The sequence below is a fragment of the Streptomyces sp. NPDC032161 genome (assembly GCF_040636995.1).
In the GTDB taxonomy this organism is placed as follows: Bacteria; Actinomycetota; Actinomycetes; order Streptomycetales; family Streptomycetaceae; genus Streptomyces.
In genome coordinates this window covers 46,391-71,605 of the sequence record NZ_JBEZVN010000025.1, presented here as the reverse complement: position 1 = coordinate 71,605, position 25,215 = coordinate 46,391, and the positions used below count along the sequence as shown (strand labels likewise).

General features: G+C 72.3%; 18 protein-coding genes. 3 read left to right on the top strand and 15 right to left on the bottom strand.

The features are described from left to right. Nucleotides 1-239: 239 nt before the first annotated feature. The 5 genes from AB0E67_RS28245 to AB0E67_RS28225 form a co-directional block, all read right to left on the bottom strand. Nucleotides 240-2,210, bottom strand: coding sequence for an ATP-dependent DNA helicase (locus AB0E67_RS28245; RefSeq protein WP_351516274.1), 1,971 nt, complete (start codon nucleotides 2,208-2,210; stop codon nucleotides 240-242). A 38-nt stretch (nucleotides 2,211-2,248) separates the two neighbouring features. Beyond that, nucleotides 2,249-4,345: an IucA/IucC family protein gene (locus tag AB0E67_RS28240; protein WP_362031776.1), complete on the bottom strand. Its 2,097-nt coding sequence runs from the start codon at nucleotides 4,343-4,345 to the stop codon at nucleotides 2,249-2,251. Nucleotides 4,346-4,471: 126 nt separating this feature from the next. Then, nucleotides 4,472-5,386 (bottom strand): GNAT family N-acetyltransferase, encoded by a 915-nt coding sequence (locus AB0E67_RS28235; RefSeq protein WP_362031774.1) that lies wholly within the window; start codon nucleotides 5,384-5,386, stop codon nucleotides 4,472-4,474. Between the two features lie 113 nt (nucleotides 5,387-5,499). Further along, nucleotides 5,500-7,404: an IucA/IucC family protein gene (locus AB0E67_RS28230; protein ID WP_362031772.1), complete on the bottom strand. Its 1,905-nt coding sequence runs from the start codon at nucleotides 7,402-7,404 to the stop codon at nucleotides 5,500-5,502. Between the two features lie 27 nt (nucleotides 7,405-7,431). Then, nucleotides 7,432-8,799 (bottom strand): diaminobutyrate--2-oxoglutarate transaminase family protein, encoded by a 1,368-nt coding sequence (locus tag AB0E67_RS28225; RefSeq protein WP_362031770.1) that lies wholly within the window; start codon nucleotides 8,797-8,799, stop codon nucleotides 7,432-7,434. Between the two features lie 343 nt (nucleotides 8,800-9,142). Here AB0E67_RS28225 and AB0E67_RS28220 point away from each other — a divergent pair, with 343 nt between their 5' ends. Further along, nucleotides 9,143-10,363, top strand: a complete 1,221-nt coding sequence (locus AB0E67_RS28220; RefSeq protein ID WP_362031768.1) for a hypothetical protein — start codon at nucleotides 9,143-9,145, stop codon at nucleotides 10,361-10,363. Nucleotides 10,364-10,538: 175 nt separating this feature from the next. Here AB0E67_RS28220 and hflX read toward each other — a convergent pair whose 3' ends face one another. The 6 genes from hflX to miaA form a co-directional block, all read right to left on the bottom strand. Next, a complete protein-coding gene (gene hflX, locus AB0E67_RS28215; protein ID WP_362031766.1) occupies nucleotides 10,539-12,059 on the bottom strand; it encodes a GTPase HflX in 1,521 nt (506 codons plus the stop codon). 188 nt (nucleotides 12,060-12,247) lie between these two features. Next, nucleotides 12,248-13,699, bottom strand: a complete 1,452-nt coding sequence (locus tag AB0E67_RS28210) for a M1 family metallopeptidase (RefSeq protein ID WP_362031764.1) — start codon at nucleotides 13,697-13,699, stop codon at nucleotides 12,248-12,250. An 87-nt stretch (nucleotides 13,700-13,786) separates the two neighbouring features. Continuing rightward, nucleotides 13,787-15,883, bottom strand: a complete 2,097-nt coding sequence (locus AB0E67_RS28205) for an HD domain-containing protein (RefSeq protein WP_362031762.1) — start codon at nucleotides 15,881-15,883, stop codon at nucleotides 13,787-13,789. Nucleotides 15,884-16,112: 229 nt separating this feature from the next. Continuing rightward, on the bottom strand, nucleotides 16,113-16,985 hold the full coding sequence (dapF, locus tag AB0E67_RS28200) for a diaminopimelate epimerase (protein WP_362031760.1): 873 nt from the start codon (nucleotides 16,983-16,985) through the stop codon (nucleotides 16,113-16,115). 133 nt (nucleotides 16,986-17,118) lie between these two features. Further along, complete coding sequence (locus AB0E67_RS28195; RefSeq protein ID WP_362031798.1) at nucleotides 17,119-17,604, bottom strand: hypothetical protein; 486 nt, start codon at nucleotides 17,602-17,604, stop codon at nucleotides 17,119-17,121. Nucleotides 17,605-17,711: 107 nt separating this feature from the next. Next, nucleotides 17,712-18,650, bottom strand: coding sequence for a tRNA (adenosine(37)-N6)-dimethylallyltransferase MiaA (gene miaA, locus AB0E67_RS28190; protein WP_362031758.1), 939 nt, complete (start codon nucleotides 18,648-18,650; stop codon nucleotides 17,712-17,714). A 236-nt stretch (nucleotides 18,651-18,886) separates the two neighbouring features. On the opposite strand from miaA, the gene AB0E67_RS28185 reads away from it, so the two are divergent. Continuing rightward, entirely contained in the window at nucleotides 18,887-19,159 is a 273-nt protein-coding gene (locus AB0E67_RS28185) for an antitoxin (protein WP_362031757.1), read from the top strand. Between the two features lie 174 nt (nucleotides 19,160-19,333). Here the strand turns inward: AB0E67_RS28185 and AB0E67_RS28180 are convergent, their stop codons facing one another. Together AB0E67_RS28180 and miaB are read right to left on the bottom strand one after the other, a co-directional pair. Further along, a complete protein-coding gene (locus tag AB0E67_RS28180) occupies nucleotides 19,334-20,047 on the bottom strand; it encodes a class III extradiol dioxygenase subunit B-like domain-containing protein (protein ID WP_362031755.1) in 714 nt (237 codons plus the stop codon). Between the two features lie 98 nt (nucleotides 20,048-20,145). Then, nucleotides 20,146-21,675: a tRNA (N6-isopentenyl adenosine(37)-C2)-methylthiotransferase MiaB gene (gene miaB, locus AB0E67_RS28175; RefSeq protein WP_362031753.1), complete on the bottom strand. Its 1,530-nt coding sequence runs from the start codon at nucleotides 21,673-21,675 to the stop codon at nucleotides 20,146-20,148. Nucleotides 21,676-21,763: 88 nt separating this feature from the next. On the opposite strand from miaB, the gene AB0E67_RS28170 reads away from it, so the two are divergent. Beyond that, nucleotides 21,764-22,762 carry a TAXI family TRAP transporter solute-binding subunit gene (locus AB0E67_RS28170; protein WP_362031751.1) on the top strand — a complete coding sequence of 333 codons (999 nt, stop codon included), beginning with the start codon at nucleotides 21,764-21,766 and terminating at the stop codon, nucleotides 22,760-22,762. Between the two features lie 142 nt (nucleotides 22,763-22,904). Here the strand turns inward: AB0E67_RS28170 and AB0E67_RS28165 are convergent, their stop codons facing one another. Together AB0E67_RS28165 and AB0E67_RS28160 are read right to left on the bottom strand one after the other, a co-directional pair. Further along, entirely contained in the window at nucleotides 22,905-24,299 is a 1,395-nt protein-coding gene (locus AB0E67_RS28165; protein WP_362031749.1) for an ATP-binding protein, read from the bottom strand. 34 nt (nucleotides 24,300-24,333) lie between these two features. After that, entirely contained in the window at nucleotides 24,334-25,026 is a 693-nt protein-coding gene (locus AB0E67_RS28160) for a response regulator transcription factor (RefSeq protein ID WP_362031747.1), read from the bottom strand. Nucleotides 25,027-25,215 lie beyond the last annotated feature (189 nt).

Genomic DNA, 25,215 nt, shown 5'->3' with positions numbered 1-25,215 from the left:
TCCACTGCGCCGATCCCGGGGCCCCTTTTCCATGCCGAGCCCTGCCATGCGCATGACCGCCCCACCATCGCAGCCGCCGAGGGACGCGAAGGTGCCGGGCGCGGAACCGACCGAACGGCCCGACGGGTGAGCGGGGCCGCGTGGGGAACCAGGACAGCCCGGTCCCTGCGGGTCCCGCCCGCGTCCCCGGCGGGCGACGCGCGGGCGGGACCCACCGGAGACGACTCGGGCCCGACCGGCTACCGGCCGTCGGCCTTGGCCGCCGCGTCGATCGCCGCGAGTGAGCGTCGCACCTGATTGCGGTCGACCGTGTACCAGAAGTCGGGCAGCGAGGCGCGCAGAAAACTGCCGTACCGGGCGTTGGCCAACCGCGGGTCGAGGGCCGCGACCACCCCCCTGTCCCCCGTGGCTCGAACCAGCCGACCGGCGCCCTGCGCCATCAGCAGCGCCGCGTGCGTGGCCGCAACGGCCATGAAGCCGTTGCCTCCGGCCTCGTCCACCGCCTTCTGGCGCGCACTCATCAACGGGTCGTCGGGGCGCGGGAAGGGGATCCGGTCCATGACCACGAGCTGGCAGCTGGGTCCGGGCACGTCGACGCCCTGCCAGAGCGACAGCGTGCCGAAGAGACAGGTCTCGGGATCGGCCGCGAAGTTCTTGATCAGTTCGCCGAGCGTCTCCTCGCCCTGGAGCAGGATCGGCTTGTCGAGCCGACCCCGCAGTTCCTCGGCCGCGGCCTGGGCCGCGCGCATGGACGAGAACAGCCCGAGCGTGCGCCCGCCCGCCGCCTCCACCAGCTCGGCGAGCTCGTCCAGCATGTCCGTGCGGGACGCCTCGCGGCCGGGCGTGGCCAGATGCCGGGCGACGTACAGGATCCCCTGCTTCGGGTAGTCGAACGGCGACCCGACGTCGAGCCCCTTCCACTGCGGGAGGTCGTCGCCCTCGGTGCCCTCGGGAGCGAGTCCCAGCGACGCCCCCACACCGTTGAAGTCGCCGCCGAGCTTGAGGGTGGCCGAGGTGAGGACCACGGACCGGTCGGCGAAGAGCTTCTCGCGCAGCAGCCCGGAGACCGAGAGCGGGGCGACCCTCAGCGACGCGCCGAAGCGGTCGTGGCGCTCGTACCAGACGACGTCGTACTCGGAGCCCTGGGTGATCCGTTCGGCGACGCCGTGGATCGTCTCCACGGACGCGAGGGCCTGCTTGCGGACCGCGTCCTCGTCCTGGACGGACTTGTCGCGCGTGGTGCCCAGCGCCGTGATCACCGTGCGCGCCGCGTCACGCAGGGACATCAGCGCGTAGCCCAGGTCCTCGGGAATCTCCTCCAGACGGCCGGGAAGCGCCAGCTCCATCACCCGCTCGAAACCCTCGGAGGCGGTCTGGAGGGCGTCGGCCGCCTTCTCGTTCACCAGCTTCGCAGCGCGGCGCACCGCGCGGTTGACCTGGCCGGGGGTGAGCTCGCCGGTGGCCACCCCGGTGACCCTGGAGACCAGCTCGTGGGCCTCGTCGACGATCAGCACCTCGTGCTGCGGGAGCACCGGCGCGCCCTCGATGGCGTCGATGGCGAGCAGGGCGTGATTGGTGACGACGACGTCGGCGAGCTTGGCCCGCTCACGGGCCTGCTCGGCGAAGCACTCGGCCCCGTACGCGCACTTGGTGGCGCCCAGGCACTCCCGGGAGGAGACGGAGACCTGCGCCCAGGCCCGGTCGGAGACGCCGGGGGTGAGGTCGTCGCGGTCACCGCTCTCCGTCTCGTCCGACCAGTCGCGCAGCCGCAGCAGGTCCTGGCCGAGCTTGCTCGACGGGGCCGCCGCCTCGAACTGGTCGAACAGCCCTTCCTCCTCGTCCTGCGGCACACCCTCGTGCAGGCGGTGCAGGCACAGGTAGTTCGAGCGCCCCTTGAGCATGGCGAACTGGGGGCGTCTGCGCAGCAGCGGATGCAGGGCATCGACCGTACGCGGAAGGTCGCGCTCCACGAGCTGGCGCTGGAGCGCCAGGGTCGCCGTGGCCACCACGACGCGCTCCCCGTGGGCCAGCGCGGGCACCAGGTAGCCGAGGGACTTGCCCGTGCCGGTGCCGGCCTGTACGAGCAGATGGGAGTTGTCGTCGACGGCCTCGGCGACGGCTGCGGCCATGGCGGCCTGGCCGGGCCGTTCCGTACCGCCGACGGCGGTCACGGCGGCGTGGAGGAGCTCGGGGAGGGATGGCTTCGTCATAGCCCGACCACCCTACGGGTCACCGCTGACAACGGCGATCACTCCCGGTCGGATTCAGCGGGGTGGAGCGGATTGGGCACGCTCCCGTGGATGGCCGCGTGCGGGCGCCCCGGGCGGTCCCGGTAGCCGTCCACATGCAGACGATTGCGGTTCAGACAGAGACGGTCGATGCGCGGCGTGAGCATGTCGAACATCTCGAACCGGTCCTTGAGCTCGGGAAAGCGGGCATGGTACCGCAGCACCTCGTCCCGCACGAGTGACCAGAAATCGGCCTCGGGAACACCCAGCTGCCCCTCGCACAGCGGGGAGAGGAAGCGGAAGACACCGATGAACAGTCCGGCGTGGATGAACTGGGTGAGGAAGGAGGGCTCCTCGGTGAGCAGGATGTCGCGCACGTCCTGCGGCATGGACGCGTGTTCCGGCAGTGGCTGGGCGCTGACGTTCACGTCGTCGACGAAGTCTTTGATCGCCAGGCGCACCGGCACGTCCTGCCCGTCGAAGACGACGATGGCGTTCTCACCGTGCGGCGAGAACACCGTGCCGTAGCGGTAGAGGAAGTGCAGCAACGGGGGCAGCAGCGCGGCGAAGAGGTGGGTCAGCCAGGCGGTGGGGGCGAGTCCGGAGCGTTCGACGAGCTCGGCCGTGAAGGCGCGCCCGCGCGGATCGGTGTGGAGCAGCGAGGCGAGGGTCCGGGCGCGCTCGCCGGGGGCGAGCCGGGGCTGGAGGGGTTCGCGCCAGATCGCGCCGAGGATCTCCTTGAACTGGTACGGCGTCTCCGGCAGGTGATCGTAGAGCGGGTGCTCGACGGTCACGGAGGCCACTTCGCCGAGCAGGACGACCCCGCAGGTCTCGCGCAGAAAGCCGTCGCGCTCGCACAGGCCCTGGACCCAGGCGGTCACGGCGGGGGCCGCGAGGGTGCGTTCGGTCGGCAGCCCGCGCCAGACCAGGGTGTTGAGGATCGACAGCGGCAGCTTGACGGTGTGCCGGTCGAGGCGGGACACATTGGTGAAGGTGCGGATGGACTGCTGGGGCAGCCTGAGGTCGGGATCGGCGTGGAGGGGCACGATGTCGCCCGAGGCGATGGCCGGGGCGAAGAGCGGAACGATCCATTCGTCCCACTGCCAGGGGTGCACGGGCAGGAAGAGGTACCGGTCCGGGTCGAGGTCGCGGGCGCGGAGCACGGCGGCGAAGGAGTCGCGGACGGCCGGGTCGAGTTCCCGCGCGTACAGCTGCCCGGGCGTGGCCAGACCGGGGACGCCCCGGTAGGCCCCGACCCGGGTGGACACCGCGATCCACGGCAGCCGTACGGGCCGACGGGCCTCGGGGGTGTAGCGGGAGGCGTCGATGGCGGAGAAGCCGAGGCGGCCCTTGTTGGCCACGAGCCAGGGGTGGCCGGTCTGGTGTCCTTCCAGCTCGGCGTAGTCGAGTTCGGCCAGGCGGGCGGCGGTGAGCGCGGTGTGGGCGAGCCGGGCGTCGGCGGCGAGGGTGGTGGTGATCTCGCGGATGAGGTGGCCGAGCGTGGCGCCGTCGATCCCCAGGAGGCGGCGGGCGCGGGCGAGGAAGCTCAGGGGGTCGCGGAACGGCACGGCGTCGGAGCCCGGGTGTCGTGACGGGGCGGCGTCGTCGGCGCCGCGGTGCGGTGTCGACACGGCTTCGGTGCTGCTGTCCGGTGCGGGATCCGTGCGACGGCCCGGGATCGGCACGGCGTCGGCGCACCGGTCCGGCCGGGGCCTGCCGGACGCCCCGGGGAGGCTGTGGCACTCCGCCCCGGCCGCCGGGTCCGCGAGCTCCCGCGTCCTGGCGCGCGTCGATTCCGGCGACGCGCTCCCGACGGTGTCGTGTGCGGCTCGCGTCGGCCCTTCCCCGGCGGTGCCGCGCAGTTCCTGGATCGACTCGGGGGCGATGAGCCAGCTCCCGTACACCCCGCGCCGGGCCTTGAAGATCAGGGTGCCCCCGTCGTCGAACCGGAGAGTGTACGCATCGCCGCCGTCGACGGGGCCGACCGGTTCGACGACCTCCTCGTAGGCGAATTGGCCGAGCATTTTCGCGAGCAGTCGGACGGCGGCTCCCTCCCAGACCGCCGGGTTCAGTTCGGGCGTGCTGAGCGGCGCGGCGGATTCCGCCGAATCACTCACTGGATCGGTCGCTGAACCAGTCCTGGAATCAGTCGGTGAATCGATGCGCGCGGGATATTTCGGCACGGTGACTCCTCGGGGCGGAACCGATGGGGTTCGAGCGGTGTATGTATCGCAGTCGTTCGTTCACAGGTGGGCCCGGTGGGTTCGGTCGCGGACCATCAGGGCGGCTCGTTTGCCGGGAAGGTCGATCTCCGCGGAGAAACGGAAGCCGGCGCTGAGGAAGGCGGACACGGACGGGGTGTTGCGCAGGTCGGGTTCCGCGACGACGCGCCCGCACAGGGGGCGGTTGTCGAGGATCAGGTCGGCGACGGCCCGGAGGAGGGTGGTGCCGACGCCGCGTCCGCGGTCGTCGACCCCTCCGACGAGCAGGTGGATCCCGGTGTCGTGCGGGCGTGCCGGGTAGTGGCGGGCCAGCGGGTCGAGGTCCGCGCGGTAGATCTCCCAGTAGCTCATGGGGATGCCCGCCAGCGCCCCGAGGCACGGCACGCTGCGTCCGTCGCCGTCCAGTTGGGGGCGCAGATGGTCCGCGGTGACCGTTTCGGCTCCGGCGAGTTCCCAGAACGCCGCCACCGCGGGGTCGTTCATCCAGCGGCTGATGAGGGCGAGATCGCGTTCCAGTCGCACGGGGACGAGTTGGAACACTCCGGCCGGGGTGTTGGCGGGGCCCCAGTCCGCCGGCCGGTCGAGCAGGCCGGCGGACGCCGCTGCGCTCTCCGGAGTACGGGGGACGGTCGTGCCGGTGGCCGTGGTGCGGGCGGCATCCGTCTGGACCGCGCCGCCCGATGCCGCCGTCACGGACGTCACGGACGACATCGCGGACGACACGGGCGAGGCGGACGACACGGACGACGAGGCCGACGGCCCGGGCGCGTCCGGCGTCACGGGTGGTGCCTCGGCGGTGGCCGTGGCACCCGCGCCGTCCCCGAGCAGACCGAGGAGTTCCTCGGAGAGCGGCAGGTCCAGGGTGTCCTCGGCGCTCGTGTCGGTCTGCGGGGCCGGGCCGGTACCGGCGCCTGTGGGCGCGTCGGCGGAAGCCATGGTGTCGCTCTCCTCCCGGTGGTTCAGGCGGTGGTCATGGTCGTGCGTCGGTCATGGGCCTTCGCCGGTCCCGCTCTTTCGCCGGTCATGCGGTCTCCTGTCGTCGCTGTCGTTCAGACGTGCAGCGGGTTGGCGATGGTGACGTACACGGACTGGGTGTCGACGGGACCGACGAGTTCGTCGAGGCCGTGCAGCCGGGTCAGCAGGTTGGCCTTGCACCGCAGATGGGTGTTGTCCAGGAGGTGCGCGGGCAGCGGGGAACCGAGTGCGGCGGCCGAGCCGAGGAACCGGCGGAACGCGGCGACGAGGACCCGCTCGTCGACGAGCCGCTGGGAGCCGAAGGCCCCGATCAGCCCGAACACGTTGTTGATCCCGAGGTAGTAGGCGAAGCGTTCGTCGGTGACCTCGTCGGAGACGAAGGTGTCGCTGACCGTTCCGATGCCGGGAAGCCGTCGTTCCAGGGCGGCGCGGTGCGACTCACGGAAGTAGTAGCCCTGGTTGTCGCGGTACCGGCCGCCGACGGGCCAGCCGTGGCCGTCGAGCAGCACCAGGGTGTTCTGCTGATGCGCTTCGAGGGCCACGCCCGCGTGGGCGTCGAGCCAGAACACGGGGCGTACGACCCGGTCGAGGTAGCGCAGGAACCACTCGGTGGCCACGGCGCCCACGCCCCTGCCGGTGGCTGCGGAGAGGGAGAGGACTACCTCGGCGAGGCGCGAGTGCATGGCCTTGCGTCCCGGCCACGGACGCGGAGCGGTGAGCCCGGCGATGCAGACCGCGTCGTCGTGCGGACCGAACGGGTTGTGCCGCAGCACCACGTCGAGGCCGGTGACGGGCGCGCCGTCCGGGCCGTCGACGGCGAGCCAGGCGGGGTCGCGGACGATGTCGAAGCCGGGGTGGGCGGCGTGCCACTGTGCGGCGAGCCCGCTGCGCAGCAGGCGGTGGACCTCCACCCCGCGGTGGAGCTCCTTGCGGAGGTTCTCACGACGGGAGTTGGTGATGCGCAGGCCGAGGGAGAGCTTGAGCATCAGCTCGGCGCCGGGCCGGTGCACGGTGCGGACGGAGGAGGTGGGGTGCCAGTGCCCGCCGTACGGTCCCAGGTCGCGGAGGAGCCCGGCGTCGAGCAGGGCGGCCGCTTCGGGCCGGTGCAGCAGGTCGCGGGCCTGCCAGGGGTGGAGCGGGACCGGTGCGGTGTTCTCGGGGAGGCGCAGCCCTTCGGCCTGGGCGGTGAGCAGTTCCGTGGCGGGCACGGGACGGCCGCGTTCGGTCCAGGCGGAGTCGGTGGCCAGGACGGACCGGTCGACGGCCATCCAGTGCAGTGGGAAGGAACCGTACGACTCGGGCGAGTAGCGGCGGGCCTCTGATTCGGAGAGCCCCTCACGGCTCTTGGGCGTCGGGTGGAGCGGGTGGCCGAGGACCAGCGACTGCTCGGCCGTGAGGAAGAGGTCCGCCGCGGCCGGGGGCTCGGGGGCGCGCCGCCGCGCCGCGATGAAGCCCGCGGTGCGGCGGACCGAGTCGGCGACCCGCGCCACCATGTCGGCTCCCTCGTCGCGGTCGGCCTCGCGGCTCAGCAGGGCGGCGACCGTGACCGCGTCGACGGACGGCGCGCTGTCGGGCGCCCCTTCCAGGACGGGCGGCCCGAACCGGTGCCAGCCCGTGACGGACCAGTGCACGACGGGGACGAGCAATGCCGTTCCGCTCGCGGGCAGGGGGACGCGCAGCACGTCCGCCTCGGGGCGGGCCAGGTCGCTCTCACGGACCCAGCAGCGGAGGAGGTTCTCGACGCCCGTCGCGTCGGCGGCGCGCAGCGGGTCCGGGTGGTCGAGAGGGTCGAAGTGGTCGACGTGGTCGTCCGGCGGCGCCTCGGCGGTCCGGGTCGGCTGGGGGTACCGCTCGTCGTCCGGTGCGGCCTTCTGGCGCGGCACGGTGGGCTCGGCGAGCAGGCTTCCGGCGGGTCCGGCCTCCGCTCGCTGCGGCGTGGGGGGCGGGCCATCGGCCCGGGGCGGGGGGGTGGGGTTCACTGCGGTCTTCCTTGTGAGGTGGCCGGGTCAGTGGATCGGCCCGGTCGCGATCCGGCGGTGCGGCAGTCGCTCGGCGGCTGCCAGGGCGTCGGCGAGACGGTCCACGACCGCCGTCGCCTGTTCGTCGGTGAGGGTGAGGGGCGGCAGGAGGCGTACGACGGTGGAGTGGCGTCCGCCGAGTTCGACGATGAGACCGCGGCGCAGGCATTCCTGCTGGACGGCGGCGGCGAGCGTGGGGGCTGGCGGCGGTTCGGGGCTGCCGTCGGGCGCGGCGGCCTCGGGGTCGACGAGCTCCACTCCGATCATCAGTCCCCGGCCCCGGACGTCCCCGACACACGGATGGGCCGCCGCCAGGCCCTGGAGTCGGGCGAGCATCCGGGCCCCGAGCGTCGCGGCGCGCTCGGCGAGGCCGTTCTTCCGTACGTAGGAGAGAGTGGCGGTTCCGGCGGCCATCGCGAGCTGGTTGCCCCGGAAGGTGCCGGCGTGCGCGCCGGGCTGCCAGGTGTCGAGCGCGGAGCGGTAGACGACGACGGCGAGCGGGAGGGAACCGCCGATGGCCTTGGAGAGCACCATCACGTCGGGGGTGATCCCGCTGTGCTCGACCGCCCAGAAGGCGCCGGTGCGGCCGACGCCCGTCTGGACCTCGTCGGCGATCAGCGGCACGGACCGGGCGCGGGTGATCTCGCGCATGCGGCGCATCCAGTCGTCGGAGGCCGGGATCACCCCGCCCTCCCCCTGGACCGGTTCCAGGATCATCCCGGCCGGGGCCGGCACGCCGCCCTTCGGATCGTCCAGGAGGTTCTCGGCCCACCGGGCGGCGATCTCCGCGCCGCGCTCTCCCCCGATCCCGAAGGGGCAGCGGTAGTCGCGGGGGAACGGCAGGCGCGTCACCCTTACGTCCTCGGCACCTCCCGAGGCGGCCAGGGCGCCCTCGGTCATGCCGTGGTAGGCGCCCGTGAAGGCGAGGAGTCCGTCGCGGCCGGTGGCGGCACGGACCAGTTTGAGGGCGGCCTCCACGGCGTCCGTCCCGGCGGGTCCGCAGAACAGGATCCGGGCGTCGTCGGCGAACCTGCGCGGCAGGGTGGCGAACAGCTCGGTGGTGAACCCGTCCTTGACCGGGGTGGCGAGGTCGAGGACGTGCAGGGGCGCTCCCGAGTCGAGCACCTTCTTGATGGCCTCCAGCACCACCGGATGGTTGTGACCGAGCGCCAGTGTGCCGGCTCCCGAGAGGCAGTCGAGATACCGCCGCCCGTCCGCGCCCTCGATGGTCATCCCCCTGGCGCGCACCGGGACGATGGGCAGTGAGCGCGCGTAGGTACGGGCGGCGGACTCGCGCATCGACTGACGGCGCAGGATCCCCTCGTACGCCACCGGAGCTGGTTCGGTCACGGCCACGGCTGTCGGTCCTCCCGCTGGAACGGTTGCGTCGCACGTCGGTGGGTCGGTACGTCGGTGCGCGGACGGTCGGACTCGGGGGATGAACTCCCTCCCCGGGGTCCCTCGCACGTACCAACGACGCCGGGCCCGGCGGATCACGGGTATATCCGAAGATCCTTGCGGGGGTGGAACCACGGACCTGCCTCACGCCGTCCCCACCGGCACCGGCATAGTGGGGGGCCGCACCAGGCGCTCGGGCGGCCTTCCGCATGCCGACAGGGCGTTCGAGGCCGTTGGCCCGCAACAGCGCCGAAGTGCCGTACCGAAGTGTTGAGTTACGAAGTCCCAGGGGGATCACCACATGCGACTCAGTCGACCGGCTCTCGCCGCACGCCGGAGGGGTGTGCGGCGTACGCGCTTCTCGCTGCCGGCCGTGACCGCGGTCAGCGCGGTCCTCGCACTCACCGCCACCGCCTGCGGGCCGGAGGAGGACACCGGGGGCGACAAGCCGAACGCGGCGGCGACCCAGGCGTCCGACGGCAAGATCACCATCCCGGACGATCTGAAGGAACGGCTCAAGGACCGCGGGATCGACCTCGACCGGTGGCGGAACGGCGAGTGGAAGAACTGGGACAAGGAGAAGTGGCTGCGCGAGGCCAGGGACTTCGTCAATCCGATCATCGAGGACCTCTGGGACCCCGACCGGATGCGGGATGCCGACAAGGCGCCGGAGCGGCCGGTCGAGAACGACATCTCGGGCGATGTCGGCGTGACGGACCCGACGCCGGCGCCGGTGCGCGCCGTCGCCGTCGGAACGCCGTACCACGCCAGCGCCGCCGAGTCCGGGAAGCTCTTCTTCGACGGCCCCGAGGGCTCCATGGTGTGCTCCGCGACCGTGGTGAAGGACCCGGCGCACCCCGGTAAGTCGAATCTGGTGTGGACGGCGGGGCACTGTGTGCACGCGGGCAAGAAGGGCGGCTGGTACCGCAACATCGCCTTCGTGCCGTCGTACAACAACGAGGGTCTGCCCACGGCCGAGCTGAAGAAGGCGACCAGGGAGCAGATGGCCCCCTACGGCGTGTGGTGGGGGCAGTGGGCGCAGACGTCCGACCAGTGGATCTCCCAGGGATCCTCGGTCGGTGGGCAGGGGGCGCCGTACGACTTCGCGGTGCTGCGCGTCACGCCGGAGAAGGGGTCGACGGGCAAGTCCCTGGAGGAGACGGTCGGTTCCGCGCTGCCCGTCGAGTTCGATGCCCCGGCCGTGTCGAAGATCGGCACCATGACCGCCACCGGTTTCCCGGCGGCGCCTCCGTACGACGGCCAGAAGGCGTTCCGCTGCGAGGACGAGCCGGGCCGGCTGTCGTTGACCGCACAGGACCCCACGATGTACCGCATCGGCTGCACGATGACCGGTGGCGCCTCCGGCGGAGGCTGGGTCGCGACCGGCCGGGACGGCAAGCCCGCGCTGGTCTCGAACACCTCCATCGGCCCGGTGACGGCCGGCTGGCTTGCCGGACCGCGGTTCGGCAAGGAGGCCGAGGGCGTCTACGAGGCGGTCAGCAAGAAGTACGCGGGACAGTGAGGACGGGGCGTCACCGGACCGGTGTCCGGTGACGACGCCCGTTCACGATGACGGCGTCGCGACCGGGCGTGTGACGCGCGGCCCGGCGGCGTCGACGGCGAAGGCCCGTTACCCGGGAGGCGCATGTGCCTCTCGGGGAACGGGCCTTCGGTCCGTACCGGGTGGTGCCGCGCCGTCAGTGCGCCACGGGAACGAACGCGGAGAGCTCCGCGGCCAGTTCCTCATGGACCCGGGCCTTGAGGAGGGTGCCCTCCGACGTGTGCTCCTCGGAGGTCACCTCGCCCTCGGCGTGCACGCGCGAGACGAGACCGCCCCGGGTGTACGGCACGAGTGCCTCGATCTCGACCGACGGCCTGGGCAGTTCGGTGTCGATGAGCGCGAGCAGTTCGTCGATGCCGTCGCCCGTGCGTGCCGAGACGGCGATCGCGTGCTTCTCGATGCGCAGCAGTCGCTGGAGCACCAGCGGATCGGCGGCGTCCGCCTTGTTGACCACCACGATCTCGGGCACGTCCACCGCGCCGACGTCGCGGATCACCTCGCGGACCGCGGCGAGCTGTTCCTCCGGGGCCGGATGGGAGCCGTCCACCACGTGCAGGATCAGGTCGGACTCACCGACCTCCTCCATGGTGGAGCGGAACGCCTCGACGAGGTGGTGCGGCAGATGCCGTACGAACCCGACGGTGTCGGCCAGGGTGTAGATCCGGCCGCCCGGCGTCTCGGCCCGGCGCACGGTCGGGTCCAGGGTGGCGAACAGCGCGTTCTCCACCAGGACGCCCGCCCCGGTGAGCCGGTTGAGCAGCGAGGACTTGCCCGCGTTCGTGTAGCCGGCGATGGCGACCGACGGCACCCTGTTGCGCTTGCGCTCCTGGCGCTTGATCTCGCGGCCGGTCTTCATCTCCGCGATCTCCCGGCGCATCTTCGCCATCTTCTCGCGGATCCGGCGCCGGTCGGTCTCGATCTTGGTCTCACCGGGGCCGCGGGTCGCCATGCCTCCGCCGCCGCTGGAACCGCCGCCGCCCATCTGCCGGGACAGCGACTGACCCCAGCCGCGCAGGCGCGGCAGCATGTACTGCATCTGCGCCAGGGAGACCTGCGCCTTGCCCTCTCGGGACTTGGCGTGCTGGGCGAAGATGTCGAGGATCAGGGCGGTCCGGTCGACCACCTTGACCTTGACGACATCCTCCAGATGGATCAGCTGGCCGGGGCTGAGCTCACCGTCGCAGACGACGGTGTCGGCCCCCGATTCGAGGACGATGTCACGCAGCTCCAGCGCCTTGCCGGAGCCGATGTAGGTGGCCGGGTCGGGCTTGTCACGGCGCTGGTAGACGGCGTCGAGCACCTGCGCGCCCGCCGTCTCCGCCAGCGCGGCGAGCTCCGCCAGGGAGTTCTCCGCCTCTCGGGCGGTCCCCGAGGTCCACACGCCCACCAGCACCACGCGCTCCAGGCGCAGCTGGCGATACTCGACCTCGGTGACGTCCTCCAGCTCGGTGGAGAGACCGACCACCCGTCGCAGCGCGGCGCGCTCGGAGCGGTCGAACTGGTGGCCGTCCCGCTCTCCGTCGATCTCGTGGCTCCAGGCGACGTCCTCTTCCATCAGGGCGTCGGCCCGAAGGCCCTCTGTGAGGCTCTCGGTGGTGTTCTCCGTAGCACTCCGCGCGTACCGCGCGTCCTGGGGAAGGGAAGAAGAGGAGGTCATTGGATCCTTACGTCGATGGAAGTCCGTTACATCTGTCACAACGTGTGACCTCTCCCGATGATTCCCGGTGCGGCGAATCATCGGTCCGGCCGCCGTGGCGACCCGTCGATAGTGGCACGGCCGCTCCGGGCTCGTCACCCGAGTTTGCCGCGGCCGGGCCGCGCTCGTGGCCGCCCGTGCGCCCCGCGTCACCGGCCGCCCGGATCGGCACTGCGCCAATCGGGGTGTCCCGGCATCGACGGGGTCCTCTCGCCGTACAGCCAGCCCTCGAAGAACGAGGTCAGGTCGCGGCCCGCGATCCGCGACGCCAGCCGGACGAAGTCCGCGGTGTCCGCGGTGGAGTCCCGGTGCTTCCTCACCCAGCTCCGCTCCAGCCGGTCGAACGCGCTCGCGCCGATCTCCTGGCGCAGGGCGTACAGCACCAGCGCGCTTCCGTCGTACACCACCGGCCGGAAGAGGCTGAGCTTCTTGCCCGGCTCGGGCGTCGTGGGGCGGGCCGGCGGGCCGCCCGCGGCACGCCAGCCGTCGGACCGGACGTAGGCGTCGTGCATCCGGCTCTCCAGCGACTTCCCGGCGTGCTCCTCCGCGTAGCGTGCCTCGTACCAGGTGGCGTGTCCCTCGTTGAGCCACAGGTCGGACCAGGTCCGGGGCGAGACGCTGTCACCGAACCACTGGTGGGCCAGCTCGTGCACCATGATCGATTCGACGTACCAGTCGGGGTAGCCGTCCCCCACGAACAGGGACCGTTCGAAGAGGGAGATCGTCTGGGTCTCCAGCTCGAAGCCGGTCCGGGTGTCGGCGACGAGCAGTCCGTACGTCTCGAAGGGGTACCGTCCGACCTGCCGCTCCATCCACGCGATCTGTTCCGGGGTCTTGCCGAGCCGGTGTTCCAGGCGCTCGCGGTCGGCGGTCGGGACCACGTCGCGCACGGGCAGTCCGTGCGGTCCGGTGCGGTGCAGCACGGTGGACCGGCCGATGCCGACCTGGGCCAGTTCGGTGGCCATGGGGTGCTCGGTGCGATAGGTCCAGGTGGTCGTGTCGCCGTGCCGGGCGGTGCCGACGAGCAGTCCGTTGGCCACCGCCGTGAGGCCCTTGGGCGCGGTGACCCGGAAGGTGAAGTACGCCTTGTCGGCGGGGTGGTCGTTGCCCGGGAAGACGCGGTGGGCGGCGTCGGCCTGGTTGGCCATGGCCAGGCCGTCGGCGGTGCGCACCCACCCTCCCGTGTCCTGGGCGCCCCCGGGGTCGCTGGTGTGGTGGACGGTGATGCGCAACGGCGCTCCGGGCGGGAGGTGGCCGGGTGGGCTGACGACCAAGTCCTCGCCCACGGTGGCGAATTCGCTGCGCAGGCCGTTGACCGCGACCGCGCGGACGGTTCCGTGGGTGAAGTCGAGGTTGATCCGGTCCAGCGGTTCGGTGGTCCGGGCGTCGATGGTGGTGACGGCGTCCATCGGCCGGCTGTTGTTGCCGTGGTAGGTCAGTCCGATGTCGTACGAGAGGACGTCGTATCCGGGGTTGCCGAGATGAGGGAAGAGCCGGTCGCCGATGCCGAGCGGCACGGGCGACGGAAGGGCGGCGGCGACGAGGGCGGCCGACGCGGCGGCCAGCAGAGCGGCCCGCGCACGGCGGGAGATGAACGGCATGGACTACCGCTATCAGCGACGCCCGGACAGGCAGGCGCGGCACGCGCCGCACCACTCGAACGAGGTCCCCGCGGCGCGGCGCAGGGATCAGACGGCGCCCGCGGGGTGCCGGGCGCGGCTCACGTCGTACACCCCCGCTACGTCGCGCATCGCGCGCATCAGCGCCGGAAGTCCGGCGGCGTCGGGGAGTTCGAGCGTGTAGGTGTGCCGGACGCGCTGCTCGCTGGGGGGTTCGACGGTGGCGGACACGACGGCGGCCCCCGCCGTCGCGATCGCCTCGGTGAGGTCGGCGAGCAGCCGGGGGCGCCCGAACGACTCGGCGACCAGCGTGACCCGGCACGCGGCCGCCTCGCCCCAGCGGACGCCGACCGGTGTCCGGCCGGTGGACCGCATCCGGGCCGCCCCGGGACACTCCCGCCGGTGCACGGTGACCGTGCCGCCGCGGACGACGAAGCCGGTGACGTCGTCGGGGGGCACGGGCGTGCAGCAGCCCGCGAGGCGCACGGTGGCGTCCGGCCGGTCCACCACGGCGCCCGCGGTCGCGGGGGTCTCCTGGGGCTGCGGTTCGGGCCTGGGCCCGGACGGCCGGCCGCCGTGCGGTCCCTGGGGAGGCTCGGGGTGGGCTTCCAGCCAGCCGGTGATGGCGATCCGGGCCGCGGGGGTTCTGGCGTGGTCGAGCCAGGCGCGCGAGGGGCCGGAACCGGCGTCCTCGGCGAGCAGCGGCTGCACCGTGTCGCCGTCGCTCAGCACGGTGCCGAGGGTGGCGAGCCGGCCGTTGACCCGGGCGCCGACGCAGTTGTGCGCCCGGTCCCCGTACTGCGCGTAGGCGGCGTCGACGCAGCTGGCTCCGGCGGGCAGTCCGAGCGTGCCGCCGTCGGTGCGGAAGACCGTGATCTCGCGGTCCTGGGCGAGGTCGGCGCGGAGCGTGGTCCAGAACGTGTCGGGGTCCGGTGCCGACTGCTGCCATTGCAGGAGCCTGGACAGCCAGCCGGGCCGGGTCGGGTCGGCGCGTTCCCCGTCCGCGGGTTCGGCGGCCTGGGGTCCGGAGCCGCCGTCCGCCGCGTACGGGTTGCCGAGGGCGATGACGCCGGCTTCGGCGACCTTGTGCATCCGGTGCGTGCGGATGAGGACTTCGGCGACCGCGCCCTCGGGGCCGACGACCGCGGTGTGCAGCGACTGGTAGAGGTTGAACTTGGGCGCGGCGACGAAGTCCTTGAACTCGGAGATCACCGGGGTGAAGCAGGTGTGCAGCTCGCCGAGCACGGCGTAGCAGTCGGCGTCCTCGCCGACGAGGACCAGCAGGCGTCCGAAGTCGGTACCGCGCAGTTCGCCGCGTTTGATCCTGACCCGGTGCACGGAGAAGTGGTGGCGCGGTCTGATGAGGACCTCGGCGAGGATGCCCGCCTCCCGCAGCACCGCCGCGACGTTCTCGGCGATGGGGGCGAGCGGGTCGGGTCCGGCGGCGGCGATCAGCGCCCGGGTGCGTTCGTACTCCTCGGGGTGGAGGATCGCGAAGACGAGGTCTTCGAGTTCGGTCTTGAGCACCTGCACGCCGAGCCGTTCGGCGAGCGGGATCAGCACGTCACGGGTGACCCGGGCGATCCTGGCCTGCTTCTCCGGGCGCATCACACCGAGGGTCCGCATGTTGTGGAGCCGGTCGGCGAGCTTGATCGACATCACCCGGACGTCGTCGCCGGTGGCCACCAGCATCTTGCGGAAGGTCTCGGGTTCGGCCGCCGCGCCGTAGTCGACCTTCTCCAGTTTGGTGACGCCGTCGACGAGGTAGCAGACCTCCTTGCCGAACTGCTCCCGCACCTGATCGAGCGTCACTTCGGTGTCCTCGACGGTGTCGTGGAGCAGCGAGGCGGTCAGTGTCGTGGTCTCGGCGCCGAGTTCGGCGAGGATCAGGGTAACGGCGAGGGGGTGCGTGATGTACGGCTCGCCGCTCTTGCGCATCTGTCCGCGGTGCGAGGACTCCGCGAGCAGATAGGCGCGCTGCAGGATGGAGAGGTCGGCATCGGGGTGATGGGCGCGGTGTGCCTCGGCGACATGGCCGATCGCATCGGGAAGTCGGTCACGCGGTACGGAGCCGAGGAGCGCGACGCGGCCGAGCCTGCGGAGGTCAATCCGGGGGCGGCCCCGCCTGCGGATGGGAGTACCAGGGTTGGCGGCCTCTGCGCTCATGGGGGGGTACCTCCGGCGACGTCGACCGGCAGGGGGGAAGGCACGGTCGCACCTCCGGGCCGGTGCTTGATGCTACCGAGCCCACCACGTGGCGGAGTCCCGCTCTTGCCCAGCGTGAAACGGATCACCCATTCGAGCGAAGCCTTGGGCCTTGCCGTTTCGGTCATGTCAGGCATCGCCCGTACGCGACCACCCGGCCGGTGCGGGGTGGTGGCGCCCGCTCGGGCCGCTACGCGGGCCGGGCGGCGAGCCAGGCCGGATCGATGACGCCCTCGGCGACGATCACGGCGGGGCCGGTCATCTCGATCTCGCCGTCCGGGTGCTCGGTGATGACGAGGGTGCCGCCGGGCAGGTCGACCGTGTACGTGACCGGGGTACCGGTCCGCGCGGGGTCGGCGCCGTCCCTGCGGGCCGTGGCGACGGCGACGGCGCAGGCGCCCGTGCCGCAGGAGCGGGTCTCCCCCGAGCCGCGCTCGTGGACCCGCATGGCCACATGGCGGGGACCCCGGTCGACGACGAACTCGATGTTGACGCCGTCGGGGTAAACGGCCGCGGGACTGTAGGACGGGGTGGCCAGCAGGGCGCCCGCGTGCTCCAGTTCATCGACGAAGGCGACGGCGTGCGGATTGCCCATGTTCACGTTGCGGGCGTCCCAGCCGCGGCCGTCCACGGTGACCGTGACCCCGTCCTCGGGCAGGGTCGCGCGTCCCATGGAGACGGTGATGTCGCCGTCCTTGGCGATGTGCACCTTCTTGACGCCTCCCCGGGTGGCGACGGCGAGGTCGCCCGCCTCGGCGTGCCCGGCGCGCTGCAGATAACGGGCGAAGACGCGTACGCCGTTGCCGCACATCTCGGCGACGGAGCCGTCGGCATTGCGGTAGTCCATGAACCACTCGGCCTCGTCCGCCATGGCACGCGCCTCGGGATGCGCGGCGGACCGTACAACGTGCAGCAGCCCGTCCCCGCCGATACCGGCCCGGCGGTCGCACAGCCGTGCGACGACCGCGGGAGGCAGGTCCACGGCGTCGTCCGGGTCGGGAACGATCACGAAGTCGTTCTCGGTTCCGTGGCCCTTGAGGAAAGTGATCTGCGAGGTGCTCACAGGGCAACTGTACGAGGCGGCGGCGACGCCCGCCGAAACCGGGCCGGGCGGAGCGCCGGGGCGGGACGGGAACGGGACGCGGCCGGTCGCCGGGCACGCCGTCGGGCAGCGCCGGAGGGGCCGTCGGAGCAGGTCAGCGGAGCCGGGCCACGCGCCCGACGGCCAGGGCGACCAGGACGAGGCAGACGGCGACGTAGAGGGCGATCACACGCCAGTCGGGCCGTTCGCCCGTGCCCCGCTGCGGCAGTCCGGGCCAGGTGTAGCCGACGCGGCGGGCGGCCATCATGCCCCAGCCCGCGGCACAGCCGCTGATCAGCAGGCCCAGCATGGCGACGACCGCGCCGCCGTCGCCGAACTCGAAGGCGAGTGGGAAGGCGAACATCAGCGAGCCCACCGCGGCGAGCGCGACGATCGGCGCGAGCTGCCAGATGCGCATCCGCCTTGCGGGCCGCAGCTCGACCTCGACCTCGGCGGGCACGTCGAGTTCGTCGGGCCCGTCGGGGCTCAGACGCGCCGGTTCGCGGCCCGTCCCATGCGCCGTCGCGTGAACCTGGTCGTGCGCGGGCGCGTGTCGCGTGTCCGGTGCGTCGTCTTCCGTGTCGCGAGGGCCGGCCTCCATCGCCACGCGCCCTCCCAACTCGGACTCCACTGATCGATCGATGCTCGATGATGGCACGCCCCGAGGCACCGGAATGACGAGCGGGGCGTCCCGATGCCATCACGTGATCAGGCTGTAACCGCTCGTTCGACCAACGCCAGAGCCCGGTGCGGGAGTTCCCCGCGGTCCTCGGCGGCACCGCTCAGCCAGTGGACCCGCGGGTCGCGGCGGAACCACGAGTCCTGACGGCGCGCGAATCGTTTGGTGGCGCGAATCGTCTCGGCGCGCGCCTCCTCCTCCGTGCATTCCCCGGCCAGCGCGGCCAGCACCTGCTGGTAGCCGAGCGCCCGGGAGGCGGTCAGTCCGTCGCGCAGACCTCGTGCCTCCAGATCGCGCACCTCGTCGACGAGTCCGGCCTCCCACATCCGGTCCACCCGCAGGGCGATGCGTTCGTCGAGTTCGGGACGGGCCACGTCGACGCCGATCTGGACGGTGTCGTACACCGCATCGTTACCCGGAAGGTTGGCGGTGAAGGGTCTGCCGGTGATCTCGATGACTTCGAGGGCCCGGACGATCCTCCGGCCGTTGCTCGGCAGGATGGCCCGGCCCGCCTCGGGGTCGGCGGCGGCGAGCCGGGCGTGCAGCGCCCCGGGGCCGCGCTCGGTCAGCTCCTCCTCCAGCCTGGCCCGCACCTCCGGATCCGTGCCGGGGAACTCCAGTGCGTCGATGGCGCCCTTCACGTAGAGGCCGGAGCCGCCGACCAGGACGGGGGTGCGCCCCGCCGCGAGCAGCCGGTCGATCTCCGCGCGGGCCAGTCGCTGGTACTCGGCGACGCTGGCGGTCTCCGTGACGTCCCAGATGTCCAGCAGGTGGTGCGGCACGGCCCCGCGCTCGGGGAGCGTCAGCTTCGCGGTGCCGATGTCCATGCCCCGGTAGAGCTGCATGGAGTCGGCGTTGATCACTTCGCCGTCGAGCCGCTGAGCGAGGAACACCCCCAGATCGGACTTTCCGGCAGCGGTGGGGCCGACGACGGTGATGACCCGCGGTGCGGGAGCTGAGCTTGTCACCGCCCCAGTCTCGCAAACCTTCCGCCCTGTTCCCGAACGAGTGGGGCGGCCCGGGGCGGCGCCGGTCCTGCGACGCCGAACGACGCGAATCCTCGCTCAAACCAGTAGAATTTCTACGTGAATACGGGCGTTTTTCATGGTTTGGAATTCGACTGCGAAGCCGGTGGGCGAAGCGGTCGGCGGCCGGACCGGACAGGACGCCCGACCATGGTTTCTTCCAACAGGGAAGGTGCCCGATGGGCTTCCTGGACACTTTGAAGGCCAAGCTGAGCCCCGCCAGGGAAAAGGTCGGCGAACTCGCGCATCAGCACGGGGACAAGATCGACCACGGCCTCGACAAGGCGGCACGGACGGTCGACGAAAAGACCAAGGGCAAGTACAGCGAGAAGATCGAGTCCGGCACGAGAAAGGCCAAGGAAGCGGTCGAACGCCTGTCCCACAAGCACGAGGACGGTGCGCCCGAGCGCGGGGACGACACGCCGCCGAGCGCGCCACCGCCCGCTTCGTGACACTCGGCCGCTTGGTGGCGTCCCGCCGACCGGGACGTCCGGCGGAACGGGAGGACCGCGCCGACGGGCGGCCACGCGGTGCGAAGACCGCACGGCCGCCCGCCGCACGCGTGACTCCGTGCGGTGCCCTCCCCCGTACGGGTCCCGGGGCCGCGGACGACTCCCGTACGGGTCTCAGGACCAGGCGGCGACCAGGTAACCGACGCCGTACGGGGCGTCCTCGTACAACAGCCGTCCGCGCAGGTCGGCCCCTTCGGCCGCGCCCGCGAGGACCTGCCAGGGCGCGCGGCCGGCCGCCTTCAGTTCGTGTGCGAGCGACGCGTCCAATGCGATCAGGGCGCCGGGATCGGCCTCGCCCAGGGCGCGCGCGGCGGCGGCGTCGAACGCCTCGGCGCGCTCGTCCAGGTAGCCGGGGGCCTTGAGCGTGCGGCAGGCGCTGCCGTCGCCCATCACCAGGAGTGCCAGCCGGTCCGCCCGGGCGGCCAGCTCCCGCCCCGAGCTCACGCAGCGTTCGGTCTCCAGGGGCTCCCCCACGCCGAGGCCTTCGACGGGTGCGTCCGACCAGCGTGCGTCAGCGAGCAGCCAGGCGCCCACGGCCAGGGACGGCGGCAGCGGACGGTCCGCCACCCGCCCCAGGTCGCGCCCGAGCCGTACGCCGAGATCGACGCCGAAGCCCCGGAACGTGGCGGTGGCACCCTCGGAGTGCGGTCCCCGGCCCGCGTGGGCGGCGGGCCCGACCACGATCAACAGGTCGGGCCGGGCGGTGGCGAGCACGTCCACGGCATCGGCGCACGCCTTCCTCAGCGCGTCGAGCTCGGGCGCGGCACCGGCGGCGACCTCGGGTACCAGCAGGGGCGGACAGGGGCAGACAGCGGCGGCGACAAGCATGGTCGGCAGCGTACTGCGTGAGCACGCGACTCCGGCCGGCCGTCGCCGCCCCGCGGCCGGTCCGCCGTCACCACCGGAGCGGGCGGGGCGCCGGGCTCTCAGTCGCAGCCGCAGCCGGGGGCAGCCGCGGCCGGCAGCGGGGCCGGGGCGCCGATGCCGGGCAGCCCCAGCATCACTCCGGCCGGCTTGGCCGCCTCGGCGGCGTTGCGCCTCTCCCAGGCGTCCCCGGCCCGGGTCCGCCGCACCCCCAGCGCAGGTCCCTCGGCGAGCAGGTGGTGCGGGGCCGCGTACGTGACCTCCACCGTCACCACGTCGCCCGGGCGCACCTCCTCGTCGGGCTTGGTGAAGTGGACCAGGCGGTTGTCGGGGGCGCGGCCGGAGAGACGGTGCGTGGCGCCGTCCTTGCGGCCCTCGCCCTCCGCGACCATGATCTCCAGCGTCCGGCCGACCTGCTTCTTGTTCTCCTCCCAGGAGATCTCCTCCTGGAGGGCGGACAGACGCATGTAGCGCTCCTGGACGACCTCCTTGGGGATCTGCCCCTCCATCTCGGCGGCCGGGGTCCCGGGGCGCTTGGAGTACTGGAAGGTGAAGGCGTTGGCGAAGCGCGCCTCGCGGACCACGTGCAGGGTCTGCTCGAAGTCCTCCTCGGTCTCGCCGGGGAAGCCCACGATGATGTCGGTGGAGATGGCGGCGTCCGGCATCGCGGCACGCACCTTCTCGATGATGCCGAGGAAGCGCTCCTGGCGGTACGAGCGGCGCATCGCCCTGAGCACGGTGTCCGAGCCGGACTGCAGCGGCATGTGCAGCTGGGGCATCACGTTGGGCGTCTCGGCCATGGCCGCGATCACGTCGTCCGTGAAGTCACGCGGGTGCGGCGAGGTGAAGCGGACCCGTTCCAGGCCCTCGATCGTCCCGCAGGCGCGCAGCAGCTTGGAGAACGCCTCCCGGTCGCCGATGTCCGAGCCGTACGCGTTCACGTTCTGGCCGAGCAGGGTGATCTCCGAGACGCCCTCGGCGACCAGTGCCTCGATCTCGGCGAGGATGTCGCCGGTGCGGCGGTCCTTCTCCTTGCCGCGCAGCGCCGGGACGATGCAGAAGGTGCAGGTGTTGTTGCAGCCGACGGAGATGGAGACCCACGCCGCGTAGGCGGACTCGCGACGCGTGGGCAGGGTGGAGGGGAACGCCTCCAGGGACTCGGCGATCTCGATCTGGGCTTCCTCCTGGACGCGGGCGCGCTCCAGCAGCACCGGCAGCTTGCCGATGTTGTGCGTGCCGAAGACGACGTCCACCCAGGGGGCCCGCTCGACGATGGTGGTCCGGTCCTTCTGCGCCAGGCAGCCGCCGACGGCGATCTGCATGCCGGGGCGCCTGGCCTTCATCGGGGCGAGCCTGCCGAGGTTGCCGTAGAGCTTGTTGTCGGCGTTCTCCCGCACCGCGCACGTGTTGAAGACGACGACGTCGGCGTCCCCGTCGGAGCCCTCGGCGGCCCGCACGTAACCCGCGCCCTCCAGCAGACCGGACAACCGCTCGGAGTCGTGGACGTTCATCTGGCACCCGTAGGTGCGGATTTCGTAGCTCTTGGGTGCTTGGACGTCCACTGCGAGGCTCCGGTCGCTGCTGCTGGTCATCCCTCAAGGGTAGGCGGTCCCGGGAGCGCCTCCCGCTCCGGAGCCCCGGCCCTGGTCATCGCGGGGACGGGCTGGCAGGATCGCCGCCATGCTCCAGGCGCTCTCCCGTATCGGCCGCCGGCGCGCCCTCCGGGCGGGTGCCGTCCTCGTCGTCGTGCTCGGGCTGTCGCTGTGGTGGCTGCTGCCGCTCGGGAAGCCGGCGCCGAGCGGGACGCTGACGTTCAGCACCGGGGTGCGCAGTGGGGTCTACCAGCGTTACGGCGAGCGGCTGATGGGCGACCTCGCCAGGGATCTGCCGCAGGTGTCGATCCGGCTGCGGACCAGTGAGGGTTCCCAGCAGAACATCGCGCGGGTGGCGACCGGGAAGGCCGACTTCACCATCGCCACCGCCGACGCCCTCGCCACCTATCTGCGCGACCGCGGTCCGGGCGCCGACCGGCTGCGGGGCTGCGTGCGGCTGTACGACGACTACGTCCAGCTGGTGGTGCCCCGGGACTCGCCGGTGCGCCAGGTCTCCGACCTGCGCGGCCTGCGCATCGGGGTGGGGCAGCCGGGATCGGGGGTGCGGCTGGTCGCCGACCGCGTGATGGCGGCCGCCGGGCTGGATCCGAACGACGACGTGACACCGGTGCCCGACGGCATCGACACCATGCCGAGGCAGCTGGAGACCGGCCGGCTCGACGCCTTCTTCTGGTCCGGCGGACTGCCCACCTCCGCCGTGCAGGAGCTGTCGGACCGGTTCGCGGTCCGGCTGGTTCCGCTGGAGGCGTCGCTGGTCAAGGAGCTTCAGGCGGTGGGCGGGGCCGCCCGTCACTACCGGTCGGCCGTGATGCCCGCCGACGCCTACCGCAACGCGCAGCAGGGTCAGGCGGTGCCCACATTGGCGATCGCCAATGTCCTGGTGACCACCGACCGCACGGATCCGTCGATGACCGCGGCGTTCACCAGGACCGTGATCGACAGCCGGGACCGGATCGGACGCGAGGTGCACGCGGCCCAACTGGTGGACCTGCGGACGGCGATCTACACCGATCCGTTGCCGTTGCACGAGGGGGCCAAGCAGTACTACCGCTCGGTCAAGCCGTGACCGGTGGTGCGCAGGGCCTGGTCCGTGGTCCGTGCCCCTCGGTCCGTGACGCGCGCCGGCCCGTGCACGGGTCCCGCCCGGCGGCGACCTGGTCGTACCCGGCCGCCCGGTCGGGCCGTGACCGCGCGCACGGTACGGCCGCTCAGCCCTGCGGGCCGTTGCGCGGCACCGTCACCGTCACGCGCAGCCCGTGCGGTTCGTTGGCCGTGTAGTCGAGGGAGCCGCCGCCCGCGGCCAGGAGGGCCTTGGAGATGGAGAGTCCGAGACCCGATCCCTTCACGTTCTGGTGCTGCGTGCTGCGCCAGAACCGGTCCCCGACGCGTTCCAGCTCCTGCGGCGTGAGGCCGGGGCCGTGGTCGGCGACGACCACCGTGACGTCGTCGCGTCCGGAACCGACCGTGACCAGGACCTCCTTCCCGGCGGGGGTGAACTTGAGGGCGTTGTCGATGACGGCGTCGAGGGCGCTCGACAGCGCGATGGGGTCCGTCCAGGCCGTCACCGCGGTCGGTCCGTCCGACCGGAGCCGTACCCCCTTGTCGTCGGCGACCGGACGCCAGGAGGCGACGCGTTCCTCGGTGAGCGCGCCGATGTCCGTGAGTCGCAGGTCGGCCGCGGCGTGCTCGGCGAGCGCCAGGTCGAGCAGGTCGTCCAGGACCTGGGCGAGGCGCTTGCCCTCCGTGCGCACGGAGGCGATCTCCTCGTTGCCCTCGGGGAGTTCGAGCGCGAGGAGCTCGATCCGCAGCAACAACGCGGAGAGGGGATTGCGCAGTTGGTGCGAGGCGTCGGCGACGAAGGCGCGCTGCTGCTCCAGCACGTTCTCGACGTTGTCGGCCATCTCGTTGAACGAGCGGGCCAGACGCCTGAGTTCGGGCGGGCCGCCGGAGGCCGCGACCCTCGATCTCATCCGGCCGCTGGCGATGTCGTGGGTGGCCGCGTCCAGGGTCCGTACCGGCAGCAGCACCCAGCCGGTGAGTCTGATCGCGGCGCCGACCGCCACCAGCATGGCGATCGCCTCGCCCGCGGCGATCAGCAGCCAGCCGCGCAGCGTGCGCGCGCGCATCTCGGACGTGGGCGAGTCGATGACCACGACGGCGACGACATCGCCGTCCCGTACGACGGGCGAGGCGATGACGATCCTGCCCCGTTGCCAGGGCCAGACCTGTTGCGGATCGTGGCTGCGCCGCCCGAGGAGCGCCTCCTGGAACGCCTCCCGCCCCTCCCCGTCCAGGGGCAGCTGCCAGTCCGCCGGGGCCTTGGCCATGGCGCTGTCGTCGCGGTAGAGGACGCCGGCGTGGATGCCGTACACCGAGTCGTAGGTGCCGAGTTCGCCCCTCAGGGTGTCGCGCCGCTCCTCGTAGCCGGGAGTGCGTTCGGCGACGAACTGGGCGAGCGCGGCGAACCGCGCGGCGTCGTCGATGCGGTCGATGACGACGCGCTGCTGCTCGGCGTTGGCCACGCTCACGGCCAGCGGGAAGCCGAGGGCGAGCAACACGCTCGCCATGAGCACGATGAGGAGGGGAAGCAGCCGGGTGCGCACCTGGGACGTAGGCCTCTGTTCGTCTCCGCCGCCGCTACGCGGCCGGGTCGACGAGGCGGTAGCCCACCCCGCGCACCGTCTCGATCAATGCGGGCAGCCGCAGCTTGGAACGCAGGGACGCGACGTGCACTTCGAGCGTGCGGCCCGTGCCCTCCCAACTCGTGCGCCACACCTCGCTGATGATCTGCTCCCTGCGGAAGACCACACCGGGCCGCTGGGCCAGCAGCGCGAGCAGATCGAACTCCTTGCGGGTGAGCTGGATCTCCGAACCGTCCACACTGACCCGGCGGGTCGGCAGCTCGATCCGGACGTCCCCCAGGCGCAGCGCGGCGACCGGTGTGGACACGGTGTCCTCGCCGGCCGACGTGCGCCGGCTGACGGCGTGGATGCGGGCGAGGAGTTCGCCGGTGTCGTACGGCTTGACCACGTAGTCGTCGGCCCCGAGGTTGAGGCCGTGGATCCGCGAGCGGACATCGGCGCGGGCGGTCACCATGATGACCGGTGTGGACGTGCGCTTGCGGATCTTCCCGCACACCTCGTAGCCGTCCTGATCGGGCAGGCCGAGGTCGAGGAGCACGACGCCGAAGGGTTCCGTGTCCGCGGGCAGCAGCGCCTGGAGCGCGTCCTCGCCGGTGCGTGCGTGGACGACCTGGAAGCCGTGCCGGGCGAGGATCGCGGAGAGCGCGGCCGCGACGTGGTTGTCGTCCTCGACGAGCAGCAGTCTCATACGCCCTCCTTCCATGCTGCGACGGTGCGGTACCGGCTGCCGCGGGGCGTTCGCGGCCACGGGGGTCCGCGCGGGCGCGCGTGCGGAGCCCGTGCCGCTCCCGGTGTCGTGTTTCGTACGCCTCTGGTCACTTCCCCGTACGGAGGTGTTTCACGTGATGGCGTACCAGGGCATCCACTCCGATGAGCG